The following is an 18,346-nucleotide window of genomic DNA, read 5'->3' as shown; positions in this document are numbered from 1 at the left end:
TGATTCACAACTGGCCGCTATCATTCCAGTGATCAAACTGCAACAGATAATTTGGATCGTGATAGCGATTGGGATGAAACGCAGCCGCGTAGTCAGGGAGTGACCCACCAACCACATACGTCACGAGAAGTTCAGCGGCTGCGAGCGCTGCCATGATGCCATACCCGGCCAGCGCACCAATCACGAATGTTCCCTCAACAGGAAGAGGGCCAATCAGTGGTCGATTTTCTGGCGTACAGGTATAGTATCCGCCATCGAGATAGGCACGGGGGAGCCGTTCGAGGTAATTGGCAAGCCCTGGCAGCATGACCGACATCCCGCGCAGCGCAACCTCGAAGAAGCTATCATCGAGTGGCACCGGAAAGCGAGGGTTCCGGTTCTGCTGATCGTGAGGATGGTAATCCCATAGCAATAGCACCTGTCTACTGCCCCCCTCGCCTTCGGGCCGACAATGTACTCCCGGTGGTAACGGTTTGGTTAACCACGCAGTGGCGGGATCGGCACGCAGATCATCGCGTTCTGCCTCGTTCCAGTTCAACTCAATCGGATCACCCCAAATCAACAATGGTGCATCACGAGGCACAACACCGAGCGGATCGGCGAAGGCGGCCTTAAGGTGCACCTGGTGATGTACTGGTAAGTCAATCCCGATCAGATCGCCAACCTCTGCCAGATATGGTCCGGCAGCATTCACAAACCTTGGCGTCTGAATTGAGTAAGTACCGCTTGTGGTAGCTACTGTCACAGCAGTGACCCGCCCACCGACTTGGGTAACAGCCGTTACTTTCCCCCGCAGCACGGTCACGCCAGCAGCCCGTGCCTCCTCAAGTAACAGCGCACCCAACTGCTGAGCACTTAACCAGCCAGCACGCCGAACATGCAAGACGGCTGCCGTTCTCGGATTCAGAGCCGGAAAATGGTGCCTGATCAGGTCTTGATCAAGGAGCAAATCAACGCCGGTAGGTGCCTTCTGCCAGTCATGTCCAACAGTCGATCGGTAGTCAGCATCGGCACGGTCGTGAATACGGAGTGGACCCACACCATCGGCGACAGCCTGGAGTGCTTGCAAGCGCCACTGTTCGGCCCGCTCGAGATCGGCCGTTGCATAGAGATAACCACGTCGGTTGAGCCGGATTCGATTGGCACTCCGCACAGCTATAGTTTCCAGCCGGTCAATACTTCGATTCATAAGGGCTACCATCGCCCGGTCTGGCCACCAATTACGATAACACTCGGTCGATTTATCGCTGGTCAATGCCAACGGATCACCCGCTTCGACCAGCACAACATCGCGCCAACCGTGAACGACGGCTAACTCGTGGGCGACAGCGACGCCGGCAATTCCTGCTCCGCAGATAACAATTGACGCAGAAGATGCCACCAAGAACCTCGCAGCGGCGACAGATACTTAATGCACGCAGTTTATCCATGCAACAGCATCATAGCATACGTAGATAGGTTGATCTAGAATGAGGTGTTTGAGAACTGCTCGTCCTCACCGAATCGACACTATCTGAGCTAATTGTTGCTGGTCACGTATGCAACACCACGTTCACCGCCCAACCAGCGGCACGAATGCCTTGATCGGAGGCTGTGTGATTTCCACCGTCAACGAATTGCTAAAGCTGCTACACACGACCTCGTTACAGGCCCGTAGACGCAATACGTAACGGCCCTGGTCGAGCAGCACACTATTGTTGGCTAATAGAAGCAGCCACGTCAATCCATCAGCGCGCCGCGCTTCAACCTCATAGCGAACAGCACCACTCACCGCCGTGAACGAAAGCTGAACAAGCGGCCCACCAGTGCTGTTTAGACCAAGGAGTGTTGGAGTTTCGAGACTAGCCGATGGCGCAGCAGAACCAAACTCAAACGCGCCAAGATCACACGCACCAACTCGTGCTGCACCACGCTGATCGGTCGGCGGACAATCGGCCCCGACGTTGATCGCCGGACTATCGGCCAGCAATGCCAGGGTTGGTAACGGCCCACCATGCATAGCAACGGTTGCATCGAGCCGCGGATCAGCCTGCTGAATACCATCGACACACGCCCGTCCGACAGGGGTTTGCAAATTTCGACTGCCGCGCAATGTTCCGAAACATTGCACCGAGTCGTGTGTACTGCCGAGTTGGTTGCCGGCAATAATGACGTTGCGTAACTCGACATCGGCACTATTCGTTGATGTGTTGTACACACCACCCCCTAAACGGTCGGCGTAGTTGTAGGCAATGGTCACATTGACGACCGTAACTTGTCCTCCATTGAAATAAAGGCCACCACCGTTCCCCTTATCGGCACCCTGCGCATCTGCCCGGTTACCAACAACGGTCAGATTACTCAACGTAGCGCGATTCCAGCCAGGTTGCAACGTTGTCTGTGCAATCAGGATAGCGCCACCGGCATCTTCGGAACGATTGTTTACGAAGGTCGAGTCGCGCAGAGTCAGTGGCCCGTTATGATGCATTAAGGCGCCACCACTAGCCCGGTTGTTGCTGTTAAGATAGACCATGTTATCGGCGAAAAAGCTACGCTCAATTTCGGAGCTATCAGGATAATAGAGATACGAATAAACTGCACCCCCGAAATTGCGTGCTTTATTACCTATGAAAATAGTATCGCGGATAATAATTTGACCGCCAACACCTTGAGGACCAGCGCCATCGTTGTAAATAGCGCCACCGAACCCAAAGTTCGCAACAACACCACCGTGCGAACTATCATTATTGCGAAAGGTAGAACGCAAAACGGTGATCGGGCAACGGAGATTGTAAATGGCCCCACCGTTGATACCGCGATTATTCTCGAACAAGCTATCTTCAATATGCAACCGACCAAAGTGCATCGAGATCGCCCCACCGCCCTCCTCATCGGTACCGGCAGTGCTATCGTTGTTGCGAAAGATGCTGTTGTACACAAAGACTTGGGCATTGAGACCGGCGGAACGGATTGCTCCCCCTTCGACACTCCACCCATCGCTGAGGGTGAGATTGCGGATAGTAAGCTTCGCATCGTAGAGCCAGATAATTCGGGTTTGTCTACCACCGCTGAGTGTCACTCGCCCACCCTGCTGCGGGCCACCGCCGTCAATTTCAGTATCCCGACGCACTTCCAGTTGATCGGAGAGCGTGATAGTCACCGGTTGAGAGCCACAGTTAAAGGTGACACGACCACCACCAGCAATGGCGGCGCGTAGAGCAGCTTCGGTACAACTCGCTGGAGTACCGTTGCCAACTACTCCAGCAGCTTGAACGGGTGTTGCTGTCCAGAGAAGAACGATACCGATCACAATTAGCCAGCGCACCGCGTATAACATTTTTGTCATCTTGACCGCTCCTTAATCGGGCTAAGATGAAATTTCATTCATCTCGAAGATACCTGATGGTATCTTTGGCGGTCTACATGACTTTTTGGCTATATATAGATAGTACCTGGGTAAACAGATGACAAAAGATTCATTTTCTTCGCACGTCGTCGTAGTACGGCTGCCCCCACCTTCCCCCTAGGCCCCTTTCTCTCACACCAGGGAAGCGGAAGAGATGGTTGCAGGAGGTGAAATCGTTCCAGCTTCTGCCGCTCCCTCCGTTCTGTTCTGTTCGCACGAATGCACAGAGGGACGCGCTAGTGCCGCGTCCCTCCATCGGCGTGGCGGATCATCTTAGCCCGCCATTACGAAACCGGTACGGTAATCAGACTTATGGTCTCAGAATACCGGTCGTCTTCAGCAATGCCCGTCCGATTCGGCATTCAAGAATGATGCTACTCTTCCACATTGAAGTCTTCAGCCTGCCGATCCAGTTCGGCACGTTCAAGAGCACTGCCAATGCTGAAATATTTTGCCTCTGGATGATGCACCACGATTGCTGCGGTACTCTGCTCAGGCACCAACTGGAACGCTTCGGTGAGCGTCACGCCAATCTCTTCGCCGGGCAAAATCTGCCAGAGTTTGGCATGTTCAGCGAGATCAGGACACGCCGGGTACCCCCACGAGTACCGCTTTCCGCGACGTTCATCCAGCCCCAGCCCTTGCCGAATAATACGGTTTGTGTACTCGGCTAACGCCTCGGCCAGGCTCACACCGAGACCGTGGATATAGTAGCCACGGCTATAGTCGCCTCGCTGTTGTAGCGTATCAACCAGCTCATCAACAGCACTCCCCATTGTGACAATTTGAAAGGCGGCAAGGTCGTACTCTCCGCTGTCAACACTTCGGAAGTAGTCGCTAATGCAGAGACGTTCACGCGCCGGTTGGCGTGGGAAGACGAAACGAGTCAGTTCACGACGGCGGTCAGCCGGATCGTACACGATCAGTTCGAGACCATCGCTCTGCACCGGGAAATAACCGTAAATCACCCGCGGTTGAAGCCAGCCATCGCGCTCGGCTTCGGCAATCAGTTCGCGCACTTTCTGATCAAACTCTGCCCGCAGTCGTTCCCATTCGGCGCCTTTCGCATTCTTTGCTCCCCATTGTAAGCGGTAGAGACTGTTGCGGTCGAGACACGCTACTACATCACTCAGGCGAATACGGCTGGTCGCTCGCCAACCCCAAAAAGGCGGTACCGGCACCGGCACATCGGTACGTACTGCTGACCGCACCCCTTCGGCCCTACCTCGTGACGCCTCACCCAACTCGGCTAACGCAACCCGCCCGGTCAGGCGTCGGTGCAGTACGTTGGCCGCTTCACGAATGGTCTGCTCGATAAACTGATCCCGCGTGGCCGGATTACTCAAGCGATCCATTGTCTCAAGACCTTCAAAAGCGTCCTTGCAGTAGAAGACACCGGCAGGGTACGGCTCTTCGTCATCAACGAACGTGATACGTTGACCATACTGACGATTGATTGCCGCTCCACCTACCAGCACCGGAATGTGAATTCCACGCCGGTACAATTCTTGTACACATAGCGGCATCTGTTTACTGGTACTGACCAGAAGTGCCGAGAGACCGATTGCGTCAGCGTTTACTTCGAGCGCCTTCTCGATTATGGTATTGATCGGCACCTGCTTGCCAAGATCATATACGGTGTAGCCGTTGTTCGAGAGAATGGTATTTACCAGATTCTTCCCGATGTCGTGGACATCGCCGTAGACCGTAGCAAGCACAACTTTGCCCTTGCTCGCCCCTTCAAGACGGTCGAGGTAGCGTTCGAGCCGCGCAACCGCTTTCTTCATTGCCTCGGCGCTCTGCAAGACGAAGGGCAGAATGAGCTGACCGGCCCCGAAGAGATCACCGACTTCTTTCATTGCCGGTAGTAACACATTGTTAAGCACATCAACGGCCGCCTGCCCTTGTGGTGAAGCACCGTGCTCATTGCATAGCGCGGCAGCCGGATCACTCAGGCGTAACCCTCTGGCCTGAAGACGCTGATCAACCGCCTGGTCAATATCGTCTTCAATGCCTTCCTTTTTACGATGCAGTATCTTCCAGTGCAGACGCTGATCAACCGTCATCGTCGCAGTAGGGTCTTCGCGTTCGCTATCCTGCGTGGCAGCGTGCTGTTCAAAATAGGCAATGAAGCGAGCCAGTGCATCCTCACGGCGAGCAAAGATTAGGTCTTCGCAGACCTCGCGTTGTGCGGGATCGATTTCGGCGTATGGCGTCACATGGGCCGGATTAATGATCGCCGTATCAAGACCGGCGGCTACGGCATGGTAGAGAAACACCGAGTTGAGGGCAGCACGGGCGTGTGGAGCCACTCCAAAGCTCAAATTGCTGACTCCGAGTGTGGTGAAACAACCGGGAATCCGTTCTTTGACCAGACGTATCGCCTTGAGCGTCTCAACAGCCGAATAGCGCAACTCTTCCTGACCGGTGGTGATTGGAAACGTCAATACATCGAAGACCAAAGCTTCTGCCGGAATGCCATACTCGTCACGAGCGATCTGGGCAATCTGTTCGGCAATCGCCACTTTCCGCTCGGCGGTATGCGCCATACCCTCCTCGTCAATGGTCATCGCAATCACGGCCGCACCATACCGTGCGGCAAGTGGCAAGACCTTGTCGATCTTGGCGCCACGGCCACCTTCGAGCGACACAGAGTTAATCAGCGCACGACCCGGATAGATCGATAAAGCCGCCTCAAGAACGTCAGCTTCTGTCGTATCAATCACGAGCGGCAACTCAATATTCAAGGTCAGCTTCTTGATCAGGCGCACCATCTGCTCTTTTTCATCGTTACGCTCGGTCATTGCTACACAGACATCGAGCATGTGCGCGCCACTCTCAACCTGTTCGCGGGCCACTTCCAATGCACCGTCATAATCATCACGCAGGAGCAACCGCTTCACCTTACGCGAACCAAGGGTATTCAGTCGCTCACCAATCATGGTTAGGGTCGCATCCTGTCGTAGTGCAGCGGCACGGATCCCAGAGCTAACACTGGGAATGTACTCGATCTGTCGCTCTTTGGGCTTGGGTGAGTCACCTAATATCTGGCGCAACCGTGCGATATGGGCCGGACGGGTACCACAGCAGCCACCGACCACTGCGACACCGTAATCATGCACAAATTCCCCTAAGATGGTTGCAAACGGCTCTGGCTCCATGGGGTAAACAGTACGGCCATCAACTTCGAGAGGCAGACCGGCGTTGGGAATGCACGAAATCGGTTTGCGGGAATGGGCGGTCAGGTACTGAATTGCCGCCCGCATATGTTCGGGGCCGGTACTGCAATTCAGACCGATCACATCAACCGGCATTGCTTCAAGGGTCGCAATCAGGGCTGGCACATCGGTACCGAGCAACATCCGCCCGGAAAGATCGAGAAACACCTGCGCCTGCACCGCGATGTCAGGGCGATGAAGATCAATCTTCGCCCGACGGATACCGTCTAACGCAGCTTTCACTTCAAGAATGTCAACACTCGTCTCAACCAGGAGGAGATCAACACCCCCCTCGATCAAGCCGACCGCCTGCTCGTAGTAGATGTCCGAGAGTTCGGCAAACGTAATATCACTCAATGCCGGATCATCTGAAGAAGGCAACTTCCCAGTTGGCCCCATCGAACCGGCGACATAGCGTGGTCGGCCATCACGAGCCGCAAACCGATCAGCGATCCGACGAGCCAGCGCAGCGGCAGCCCGGTTAATCTCAATGGTGCGATCGCCCAATCCCCATTCAGCCAGACGCAGCCGCGTACTCTGAAACGTACACGTCTCGAGTACATCACAGCCAGCTTCGAGAAACGAGGTATGGATCGCTTCGATGACATCAGGACGGGTAATCACCAGATAATCACGGCACCCAAAGGTGGCTTCGCCACCGTAGTCGGCAGCCGTCAGATCAAACGTATCAATAGAGGTGCCCATAGCACCATCAAAAATCAATACCCGTTCGGCAAGCGCCTGTAGATAAGTTGGTCGACTCACAGTTCCCTCGTCTAGCCTATCAGTATCAGGTGCCAACCACAACGTATGACCATCTCAAGAGATCGTCAGATCGCCCAGTCGCGCTTGGCAAGGGTCTCCATCAAGCGTAGCCGTGTGACGTAACTTCCCCCAGCTAATCAGAGGAAGGAATCATTAAAAACCATAGCGCAGACGATGGTTGAGATGACTTCCGCCACAAAGAAGCGCCGGTAATCATTCCATACAGCACCGGCGCATTTCCTTCTATCAACAATAATACTCGATATAGGGCAGGATTTCAAAGGGTCTATTGCACTTACCAGCAAGAACGAGGATGTGCAGGCAGGCCAGGAGAGGATGACACCAGTAGCTCTGCTGATCAACGTGCTGCTGATCAAGCGCGATCACCCAACTCCGCCAGGAAGCCAGTTTACCATTAATTAAGCGTGGTCTGACTACTCGTCGCCAGATAAATCACCCGCTCGCCGATGTTTGTCGCCCGATCCGCAGTCCGTTCAAGCGCATGCACCATATCAAGAAGATCGATTGCTGCTTCAAAGCGTTCAGGATCCTGTCGTGCATCGGCAATAATCAATGCGCGCAACGTATCTTCGAGTTCGTCAACCCGTTCATCATACGCGGTAAGTGAACGGGCCAGATCAACATCCTGACGCAAAAAGGCCTCCAGACTAGTATTCAGCATCTGTAACGCCAGTTGCGCCATCTCTTGCATTTGCGGTGGTGGGGCAACAAATGCCGTCCGCCGGGCTGCTCGTCGTACCCGTTTGGCAATACTGTTCGCATAATCGCCAATCCGCTCTAACTCGCTAGCAATCGCCGACACCACACTGGTCAGGCGCAGGTCGGAAGCCACAACTGGCTGCTGGGTTGCCAGCACATGAATCACACTTTCTTCAAGTGCACGCCACGCATCATCGATCTGTCGGTCATCGTTCATAATCTGAGCGGCAGCGATAGTATCCCACGTCTCCAGACAACGAATTGCGCGCAGAAGCTGCTGCTCAACCATACTGAACATGCGCAGCAAATCTTCACGAAGGGCACCGATCTGGCGAATATAACGCTCGCGCACCATTGAACCTTCCTTCCCTAGCCGAGGAACAGCAGAATGATTGCTGCACCGTAATACGGCATAACTCTCCGTCGAGTTATCGCTATTGTACCGATAATTTGTTTCATTATACTTGAAACCTCGCATAATTTGGGAAGAACAAGTAGAGATTTTCTACAATTTGGTGTGTAAACGGTAGAGACATTATATCGAATTGTGATAGGAACGCATGCTTCAGGAAATCCTTCCCTCTGCACAATCAGTCAGGTATCAGCACCCCTGCGTGCGAGAGGTAGAAACCGCCCCAATCTGCGCTCACGCTAGGGTGAGGGGCTTGACGGAGCGATAAACTCGTGGTAAAATAGTGTCAGTTTTACACCAAATACGGGAGGAGAGTCATGACCGCGATTAAAGACCTGGCAACGCGCAGCGCCTCGTTCCTCACTTACCTCGAAGAGTGGTACCATAATCTACCGCAAGTTGATCTGGCAACCATTGTTGATAAGACCCCCGAACGTGTCGCACTCTGCTCGATTGATATGATCAACGGCTTTTGCAAAGAGGGACCACTGGCCGGGCCACGAGTCGGTGCCCTAATCGAACCGGTCGTGCGGCTTTTCAACCGCGCCTACGAACTCGGCGTTCGTGCGTTTGTCTTGACGCAAGACACCCACGATCCGAACACACCCGAGTTTGCTGCGTACCCACCGCATTGTCTGGCCGGTACTGCCGAAAGCCAGACCATCCGTGAACTGGCCGAATTACCATTTGCCGACCAGATTGTTGTCATTGAGAAGAACTCGCTCAGTTCACACCTCGGTACACGCTTTGGTGCCTGGCTATCCGAGCATCCGCAAATTGACACCTTCGTTTTGGTTGGTGATTGTACTGATCTATGCGTATACAGTGCTGCAATGCACCTACGTTTGGAAGCGAACGCTCTGAACCTCAAACGCCGGGTGATTGTGGCAGCCAATGCGGTTGACACCTTTGATACTCCGGTGGCAACAGCACGCGAGCTAGGGATTTACGCTCACGACGGCGATCTCCACCATGTCCTTTTCCTGCACCACATGGCGCAAAACGGGATTGAAGTGATGAATATAGTGTAGGCTGTCGAGGGGAGCGGAGGGGCAGCCGTGCAGGCTGCCCTATGCGTTTCATGCAATCTTGCGCGAGCGCTTCGTCGAACGTGAAGGTGTCGGTGCAGACGATTCCTCTTTAGGTTCAGCCGATTCTGTCAATGGTGCTCCCGCCTGAGCCTCATCGAGCGAATTAGTAATGTAGTCACACTTTGGATAGCGCGCACAGCCATAGAATGGGCGTCCAAACTTACCTCGCCGCCGCAACAATTCTCCTTCACCACACTTCGGGCAGATCACGCCAGTCGGTTCGGGAAGTGGTACCGGCTTCCCATCACGACCAATCCGACGTGTATTGGTGCACTCAGGATACCCCGAACAACCGAGGAAGGGGCCGAAGCGGCTCTTCTTCACAACCATTGGTCGCCCGCAGACATTACACAACACATCACTGGTTTCAGGGGCGCTGGTCTTGTCGATAACAATCTGACCATTCTCATCACGGTGAAAATTACTGGTAAAGTCGCACGATTCACCTTCGCCATCGCGATTGTAGCGTGAACAGGCCAGAAACTCACCGTTACGCCCAAAACGGATCACCAGCTTTGCCTGACCACACTTCGGGCAATCGAGATCGGTCACAATCTCTTCGCGTTTGACATTGCGCATCTGGTGCTGAGCCAACTCAAGTGTGGATCGGAATGGGCCATAGAATTCTCGCAAGACCGGCACCCACTTCTTTGAACCTTCAGCAATATCGTCAAGTTGTTGCTCGAGCGCCGAGGTAAAATCGTAGTCAACGATATTCCCGAAGTGCTCAACCAGCAGGTCGGTAACAATGCGTCCCAGGGTAGTGGGAATCAGCTTCTTGTCAACCATCTCGACGTATTCACGCTCCTGGATGGTCGAGAGGATCGTCGCATACGTACTGGGACGACCAATCCCCAGCCGTTCCAATTCTTTCACCAAACTGGCTTCAGTATACCGAGGCGGCGGTTCGGTGAAGTGCTGAAGCGGCAACAGTTCAACCAGTTGCAGCATTTCACCTTCGGTCAACGGCGGCAGACGGCGTTCACTGTCCTCATCTTCTTCGCCTTCATCGAGACTAACGTTATAAACGGCGAGAAAGCCGGGAAACTTGAGCACCGATCCGGTGGCCCGGAAGAGATACGCCGGTGCATTGGCAATCACCGGTGATGCTGCAATATCAACGGTCGTGCTATCGAACACCGCCGGTGCCATTTGCGAGGCAATAAACCGCTTCCAGATCAGATCGTAAAGTCGCCATAGATCACGTTCGAGCTTTTCGCTCAACAGCTCTGGCAAACGAGCACTGCTGGTCGGACGAATCGCCTCGTGTGCCTCTTGCGCACCTTTCGCCTTCGTCTTATACACCGGTGGTTGATCGGGCAGATATTCATTCCCAAAGCGCTGGGCGATAACTTCTCGTGCCTCCGCCTGTGCTTCTGCTGCTACCTGCACACTGTCGGTTCGCATATATGTGATGAGTCCAACGATACCGTCCTCACCACCAATATCGACCCCTTCGTACAGACGCTGGGCCAGCATCATGGTCTTCTTGGCGCTGAACCCTAATTTACGCGCCGCCTCCTGTTGCAGAGTACTGGTGGTAAAGGGCGGAGGCGGAGTACGCCGCTTATCGCGGCGTGTCACACGAGCAACGGTAAAGGTTGCGCCGTGAAGTTCGGAAACAATCTCTTCGGCTTGCTCGCGACGCTCAATAGAGAACTTCTCCAGCTTCTTCCCACCACGCTCAATCAGGACCGCCCGGAAGAGATCACGCGGCGCAAGCCCGCCCTCTTTGAGCAGATCGGCCTCAATCGTCCAGTACTCTTGGGGTTGGAAATTCTCAATCTCGCGCTCCCGCTCGACAATCAGCCGTACTGCTACCGATTGCACCCGACCGGCGCTCAATCCACGCTTAACTTTATCCCATAGCAACGGACTTAATTGATAGCCGACCAGCCGATCAAGGACACGACGCGCCTGCTGTGCCTCAACCAGGTTCTGATTGATCTGGCGCGGTTGTTGTAATGCCTGCTGCACCGCATTGCGGGTAATTTCTTGAAAAACAACCCGATACACCGGAGTTTTTTTCGGGAGTTTTACTGCCTGCGTAATATGCCAGGCTATCGCCTCGCCTTCACGATCAGGATCGGTAGCCAGATACACTGCTTCGGCATTACGCACAACCTGACTCAACTCGCTGACCACCTTCGGTTTCACAATCTCGTATGAAGGCGTAAAATCGTGCTCAATATCGATAGCAAGACCGCTTTTGGGCAAATCACGCACATGCCCCATACTAGAAGCGACCTTGTATCCTTTGCCCAGATATTTTTGAATCGTCCGTGCCTTTGCCGGCGACTCAACAATCACAACTTTGTCACCCATCGTGATTATTCCCGTGGTTGAACGACACCCAAATTATGCCAACATTCTTTTCTGCTTTCGCACTATACGCGGCACGGGCCAGCTTGTCAAGAAAGAGTTTTATCAATAGCTGCATAAGCGGGGGTGGATGGGACCCGTGTGCTGATGTCGCTACAATCGGTTCCACTCGCTCATCCCGAGTCAGAGATTGTTGTCAGACGTGCGCCCCTTCTCGGGCAAGAGATGCATTTTTTAGACACACACCGCAGAAATAGGGTATCATACGATTACCGGTATTAGTTGCGAAAAGGAGACGCCCAATGCTCAGTGAAAAGATTCAACAGGCTCTGAACCGCCAGATCACCTACGAATATGCCGCCTCGTATACCTACCTGGCAATGGCGGCCTACTTTGAATCGCTCTCCCTGACCGGTTTCGCACATTGGTTCCGCGTTCAGAGTGAAGAGGAGCGCGAGCATGCCATCCGCTTCTTTGACTACGTTAACGACCGTGGTGGACGGGTTATCCTCAGCGCTATCGAAGAACCGCGGAACGAATATGCCTCCCCGCTTGATGCTTTCGAGCACGCCCTGGCCCATGAACAACGAGTGACGGCTTCGATCCACGCTATCTATGCCTTAGCCGTGCAAGAGAACGACTATGCGACCATGAGTATGCTGAAATGGTTTATCGATGAGCAAGTTGAAGAAGAGAAGAACGCCGACGAGATTATTCAACACCTCAAACTGATTGGGAACGATGGTGTCGGCCTGCTGATGCTTGATCGCAAATTAGCCGAACGCCAAGAGGAAGATGAATAACAGGTATCTACAAAGCTCACTAACCTACATCGCTTGCTAGGGGTAGGAGTTTTCAGCGTTCCCAACTTTTGGCCACATTCGATGACCGGCCAGGGCAGTGGAGGCCACTCGCGCCTATCCCGTGCCCACTGCCAACGCCCCCCGACCGGCGTGGTCACCTGGGTGCGCGGGCCTCCGGCCCGCACCGTTTGGCCACATTCGATGGAGGCCACTCGCGCCTATCCCGTGCCCGCTGCCAATGCCCCCCGACCGGCGTGGTCGCCTGGGTGCGCGGGCCTCCGGCCCGCACCGTTTGGCCACATTCGATGACTGGCCAGGGCAGCGGAGGCCACTCGCGCCTATCCCGTGCCCACTGCCAATGCCCCCCGACCGGCGTGGTCACCTGGGTGCGCGGGCCTCCGGCCCGCACCGTTTGGCCACATTCGATGGAGGCCACTCGCGCCTATCCCGTGCCCGCTGCCAATGCCTCTCGACCGGCGTGGTCACCTGGGTGCACGGGCCTCCGGCCCGCACCGTTTGGCCACATTCGAGGACCGACCAGGGCAGCGGAGGCCACTCGCGCCTATCCCGTGCCCGCTGCCAATGCCTCCCGACCAGCGTGGTCACCTGGGTGCGCGGTCCTACAGCCCACATCATGCGAGGTGCAGAAACCCATCGCTTCGTACATCAGCCAACATTTCTCTTCCTTCCCCCTTCCCCCGCAAGCGGAGGTGAACCCGTCTTGGCAATGCGTCAACAAGTATGATCGGCAAGCTAACAAGAGGTTGGACAGCACGCCATCGAAACGGAAACCCACCTCTCTTTCGCACACTTCTATACTCTTTGCCCTCCTCTCTCCCTTCACCTCTGCTAAAATCAGGTGAAAACGTCGAACAATCCCAAGCAAAGACTCCCTCAGTTGCAGATAGAGCGAGATTCGCATATTATAAGCGATTGAAGCGCTTGTAATCGAGGTTGCTCATGCAAACAACGCTTAACCAGATACCAACACCACTCGCCATTGGGTTGATCATTCTCGGTATCGTCATTATTCTGTTGGTTGTGCTGATTGTGCGGCGGCGTGCATCACAGGCACTTCCTCCTGCGCCGGAAACTCCGCCACCAACAAAGATCGACTACACCGCCATCCCGCTTGAAGAACCGCAAAGCTGGCAGGATCGGTTGCGCAATCTTTCCCTGGCAGCAAAGATTCTCTTCGTCTTGATCCCGATCTTGCTGTGTATGGGGATCGGTATTCTAGTATTGAGTCTGAGCAATGATCAGACTGCTGCACCACCACCCACACCGACCCCATCACCCATACCGGTTACGCTCACCATTGAAGATGCAACCATTGTACGCGCCAACCCACTAACCTTAAGTGTGCGTGTACGCAGCACCGGCCTACCCGATAACACCGAATTGCAGGTTGAACTACGCGCCGATGGTCAACCGTTGCGCTGGTTCGATCCAGCAAGGAGAATCCAAATTCGTCGTGATCGTGGTGATTTCCGTGAAGCAAAACTTCCTGATGGCGATCCAACGCCAGAAGGCCGAAAGTATACCGTTGTTGTCACGACTCCCGACGGTAGCCTCAGCGCCGAAGCTGAACTGGAAGTGTTGCCAACCTTTGCCGCTGCGTTTTACGGTACTGAGCCAACGCCCTCTCCTTCGCCAACGCTGTCGGCAACCGCAACGCCAACAGCAGTCATTGCCCAGGCAACTCCGACACCACCGCCACCGACGGCCACCCCTACGCCAGCGCTGCCAACCGGACAACGGGTAGCAGTGACCAACGGTGGTAATGTGCGGAAGCTCCCTTATACCGGCGTGAACAACGTGATTGGCGGCATTAACGCTGGCGAAGAGGTGGAGATTCTGGCTCGTACTCCTAACGCCCTCTGGTATTATGTACGAACTGTGCGGAACGAGGTGGGTTGGGTTAGCAGAACATTAATTGCCGTCACCGATCTAATCGCCGCCGAGACACCGGTTGCTAACGTGGTGAGCGTCTTTGATAACGGCTCGATCTACCTGGCAGCCGATACGGGTAGCGCGGTAATTGATCAAGTCAACCCGCCGGAGGTTGTTGAGCTGTTTGAGCGCACCGCCGATGGTACATGGTATCGAGTACGAACGGTCCGTGACCGTGAGGGCTGGGTGCAGGCTTCGCTGCTTGGCATTCCCGATGATGTAGCTGCACAGGTGCCGGTAGTGAAATGATCGCGTCTTACTTGCAACAACCGATCAGCGAGCTGCCTTTACTCTTTTTCGATGTCGAAACTACCGGTCTCGATATTCGAGCCGGTCATCGCATCTGTGAGATTGCTATGCTCCGCTACGAGCATGGCAACGAAGCAGGTTCGCTGAATACGTTAATCAACCCTGAGCGTGAACTCGATCCGCAGGCAGCTCAGATCAATGGCCTGCGACCTGAAGACCTGTACCAGGCGCCAAGGTTTGCCGAGATTGCGCCACACGTTATCACCCTTAATCAAAACGCGGTACGTATTGCCCATAATCTCCCCTTTGATGAGTCTTTTCTCAATATGGAACTGACTCAGGCCGGTTATCCGCCCCTCACCGGCCCGGCGCTTGACACGCTCGAACTGGCACGTCGTCTTGGGATGCGTCGTGGTTCACTCAGCCTGAAAGCACTGGCAACTAACCTTGATCTCCCTGTGCCCACCCATCGAGCGATGGAGGATGTATTGACTCTTCAAGCCCTCTTTCATCGCCTCGTGAACGAGATGGCCCATATTGGCGTCGTCACCCTGGGCGACGCCCTCCGCTTTGCCCGCGGATTACTCCCTGGTCAACCAGAACCAGAAGTACCCGCTCCACTCGCCGCTGCGCTGGCCAACGGCGCCACGTTGCGCATTATCTACACCTCAAATAGCAGTCCGCAACCCATCGAACGTCGCATTCGCCCTATCGAGCTAACGGTTGAGCCAAACGGGCCAAGCGTGCGCGCTTTCTGCTACTTACGGAACGATATTCGCAACTTTTCACTTGCAAAAATTAGCGCATATCTGCCTGATACTGAAGAAGATGCCACGTTATAACAGCTCACATTCGAGCTGACGGTGCGGTATAGCGGAAACCGCCAGCGAGCATCGCAAGCTTGCACACCCTGGCACTATTTTTATCTTTTACCAACTTTCTCACAGAATCGGCCAAAAGAGGGGTTGACTCTGGTATACCAACAGTGCTATAGTAGCTTTAGTTACGTCTAATGGGGTGCCACGTCTGCGTCCCTCTATCGCGGTGACAGCTTGGGGTTTGAGGGTGTGCTCTCGACCCCATCTCTTTGCCGAAGCAACAGAGTGTACGCGACGTGAAAGGCCTGGCGTTTTAGACGAGTCGCTGAGGCCTTTCAATATTCCTCAAGACGAATCGATTACTGTAGCCCGCCGTCAAACTGACGGCCTAGCGATGGTTGTCAGCCCATCTGACGCCATCAACAGAGCACTGGTTGAACGATGTTGAGCAAAGCCACACCGGAGTCAGAGGCAATGATCGAGCAACTGCTCGCCGCAGCTCGCGTGCGGGGATACATTACGCACGCCGACATTCTTGCCACCTTCCCCAATCCAGAGCACGATATTGCCGATATCGATCAGCTCTATGCAATGTTGCAGGCCGAAGGGATCAAAGTTATCGAGTCGAGTGATGAACTTGAAGGACCGAACGAGTTTGAGCCAGACTCAGATGTTGACTTGATCGCTGATTTGCCCGATCTGGGTGAGATTGCATTTGATGACCCGGTTCGGATGTACCTGCAAGAGATCGGGCAAGTACCTTTGTTGACTGCCGAACAAGAGGTTGAACTAGCAAAAGCAATGGAGGCAGGCGCAATTGCCCGCCAACGTCTTGATCGCGAAGAGTACTCTTCAGCACGAGAACGTTTTGAACTAGAACGTGCAGTCCAACAGGGGCAAGATGCTCGCCATCATCTGATTCAGGCTAATTTGCGCCTGGTTGTGAGTATTGCGAAGAAGTACACTTCTTATGGCCTGACGATGATGGATTTGGTGCAAGAGGGAAATATCGGCCTGATGCGGGCTGTCGAGAAATTCGACTACAAGAAGGGTCATAAATTTAGCACCTATGCCACCTGGTGGATACGGCAGGCGATTACCCGTGCGATTGCCGATCAGAGTCGTACCATTCGCTTGCCTGTTCACATGGGTGAAGCTATCAGTCAGGTGAAACGCATGTCGCATCGTCTCCAACAGACAATGCAGCGCGAACCCACACCTGAAGAGATCGCCGATGCGATGGGTATTTCCGCCGGAAAAGTACGCCGCACGCTCGAAGCCAGTATGCACCCGCTCTCGCTTGAAATGCCGGTTGGGCAGGAAGGTGAGGGGCGCATGGGCGATTTCATTGAGGATGATCGCATCTCGACCCCGGCTGAAGCAGCGGCTGCCTCTCTGCTGCGTGAGCAGCTTGAAGAGGTGCTGATGAAACTTCCTGAACGTGAGCGCAAGATTATTCAATTGCGCTACGGCCTCAAAGATGGCCGCTACCGCACGCTTGAAGAGGTAGGTATGGAATTCGGGATTACTCGCGAGCGCATTCGGCAGATCGAAGCTGTTGCGTTACGAAAACTGCGCCATCCTCACTTAGGGAAGAAACTCCGCGGCTATCTCGATTAACCTGTTCGGGTGCGCATCGTCTTAGCCCCCGTGTACGGCACGGGGGCTATGTGTGTAAATAAGTTGTGCTATGCACCGTCTTGATGAGACTCAGCGTCCGCTCGATGTGGCGATGGTCGTTGCTGCTGCTCTCTCTTGGGGAACGATTGGGGTTGCAGTTGGCTGGTTGTATCGCCTGACCGAGACTACCTCACTCTCAATAGGTTTTTTACGGCTGCTCCTCTCGGCGCCGGTATTGCTGATAACGGCCCGACTGCTTGCCGGTCAGCGAGCGTTTCGCATTAAACCTCACCATCGCTTAACACTGGGTCTGATCGGAGGCGCATTCGCTGGTTACCAGGTCGCCTATTTTGCTGCCATCCCGTACCTCGGTGTCGCAGCAGCAGTATTGATCAACATTTGTAGTGCACCGATCTTCACTGCGCTGCTGGCGCGGATCTTTCTCGGTGAGCGCCTGCGACCTACGACGTGGCTGGCAATCGCCGGTTCGGTCATCGGAGCCGGGCTTCTCGTCGGAGGTACGCCTCAGGTAGACTCAACAGCCGACCTCCTGATTGGTACTGTTCTGGCACTGACAGCCGGATTTTCGTACAGCCTGGTGATCCTCGGTGCACGCATGATCGCTGCGGAATACCATCCGGTAGTACCGGTTGCTCTGTCGTTTACCCTTGGCGCCTTTCTACTTATGCCTGCGGCACTCGCCAGCGGATTGGTTGTCGATTATCCGGTGCAGGGCTGGATGCTCCTCATCTATCTCAGTATCGTGCCAACAGCCATTGCCTACGCGCTCTACGTGCGTGGGATGCGGAGTGTGCGGGCTACCACCGCCGCCACAATCACTCTGCTCGAACCACTTGGTTCTGCACTGCTGGCGATTGTTTTGCTTGGTGAGCGATTTACGGCTTTCGGAGTAGTCGGTGCCACCCTGCTCATCGTTAGCATTGCGGTAATTGCCCGTCAGTGACCGTTAGATTGGCCCCCCCTCACCTT

The 18,346-nt window shown here is 54.6% G+C and carries 11 protein-coding genes; 6 read left to right on the top strand and 5 right to left on the bottom strand.

Annotated features, from left to right (window positions below):
• Nucleotides 1-4 precede the first annotated feature (4 nt).
• From JE47_RS0110945 to phoU, 4 genes are all read right to left on the bottom strand, one after another.
• Nucleotides 5-1,384: an FAD-dependent oxidoreductase gene (locus JE47_RS0110945; RefSeq protein ID WP_173424556.1), complete on the bottom strand. Its 1,380-nt coding sequence runs from the start codon at nt 1,382-1,384 to the stop codon at nt 5-7.
• 168 nt (nt 1,385-1,552) lie between these two features.
• Complete coding sequence (locus tag JE47_RS0110940) at nt 1,553-3,325, bottom strand: choice-of-anchor Q domain-containing protein (RefSeq protein WP_031459796.1); 1,773 nt, start codon at nt 3,323-3,325, stop codon at nt 1,553-1,555.
• A gap of 434 nt (nt 3,326-3,759) precedes the next feature.
• The gene (gene metH / locus JE47_RS0110935; RefSeq protein ID WP_031459795.1) at nt 3,760-7,368 is read right to left on the bottom strand and encodes a methionine synthase; all 3,609 of its coding nucleotides are present in this window, start codon (nt 7,366-7,368) and stop codon (nt 3,760-3,762) included.
• A 415-nt stretch (nt 7,369-7,783) separates the two neighbouring features.
• On the bottom strand, nt 7,784-8,443 hold the full coding sequence (gene phoU, locus JE47_RS0110925; protein ID WP_031459794.1) for a phosphate signaling complex protein PhoU: 660 nt from the start codon (nt 8,441-8,443) through the stop codon (nt 7,784-7,786).
• A 374-nt stretch (nt 8,444-8,817) separates the two neighbouring features.
• Here phoU and JE47_RS0110920 point away from each other — a divergent pair, with 374 nt between their 5' ends.
• The gene (locus tag JE47_RS0110920; RefSeq protein WP_031459793.1) at nt 8,818-9,531 is read left to right on the top strand and encodes a cysteine hydrolase family protein; all 714 of its coding nucleotides are present in this window, start codon (nt 8,818-8,820) and stop codon (nt 9,529-9,531) included.
• 48 nt (nt 9,532-9,579) lie between these two features.
• On the opposite strand, the gene topA is transcribed toward JE47_RS0110920, so the two are convergent.
• A complete protein-coding gene (gene topA, locus JE47_RS0110915; RefSeq protein WP_031459792.1) occupies nt 9,580-11,916 on the bottom strand; it encodes a type I DNA topoisomerase in 2,337 nt (778 codons plus the stop codon).
• A 299-nt stretch (nt 11,917-12,215) separates the two neighbouring features.
• Here topA and JE47_RS0110910 point away from each other — a divergent pair, with 299 nt between their 5' ends.
• The 5 genes from JE47_RS0110910 (at nt 12,216) to JE47_RS0110885 (ending at nt 18,320) form a co-directional block, all read left to right on the top strand.
• A complete protein-coding gene (locus JE47_RS0110910; RefSeq protein WP_031459791.1) occupies nt 12,216-12,716 on the top strand; it encodes a ferritin in 501 nt (166 codons plus the stop codon).
• A 960-nt stretch (nt 12,717-13,676) separates the two neighbouring features.
• Nucleotides 13,677-14,918, top strand: a complete 1,242-nt coding sequence (locus tag JE47_RS0110900) for an SH3 domain-containing protein (protein WP_031459789.1) — start codon at nt 13,677-13,679, stop codon at nt 14,916-14,918.
• Entirely contained in the window at nt 14,915-15,760 is an 846-nt protein-coding gene (locus JE47_RS0110895) for a 3'-5' exonuclease (RefSeq protein WP_031459788.1), read from the top strand. The genes JE47_RS0110900 and JE47_RS0110895 overlap by 4 nt, the downstream gene beginning before the upstream one ends.
• A gap of 450 nt (nt 15,761-16,210) precedes the next feature.
• On the top strand, nt 16,211-17,356 hold the full coding sequence (rpoD, locus tag JE47_RS0110890; protein WP_031459787.1) for an RNA polymerase sigma factor RpoD: 1,146 nt from the start codon (nt 16,211-16,213) through the stop codon (nt 17,354-17,356).
• A gap of 70 nt (nt 17,357-17,426) precedes the next feature.
• A complete protein-coding gene (locus JE47_RS0110885; protein ID WP_031459786.1) occupies nt 17,427-18,320 on the top strand; it encodes a DMT family transporter in 894 nt (297 codons plus the stop codon).
• Nucleotides 18,321-18,346 lie beyond the last annotated feature (26 nt).

It is taken from the genome of Chloroflexus sp. MS-G (genome assembly GCF_000735195.1).
Classification (GTDB): domain Bacteria; phylum Chloroflexota; class Chloroflexia; order Chloroflexales; family Chloroflexaceae; genus Chloroflexus.
This window is presented reverse-complemented; position numbering and strand designations above follow the sequence as displayed.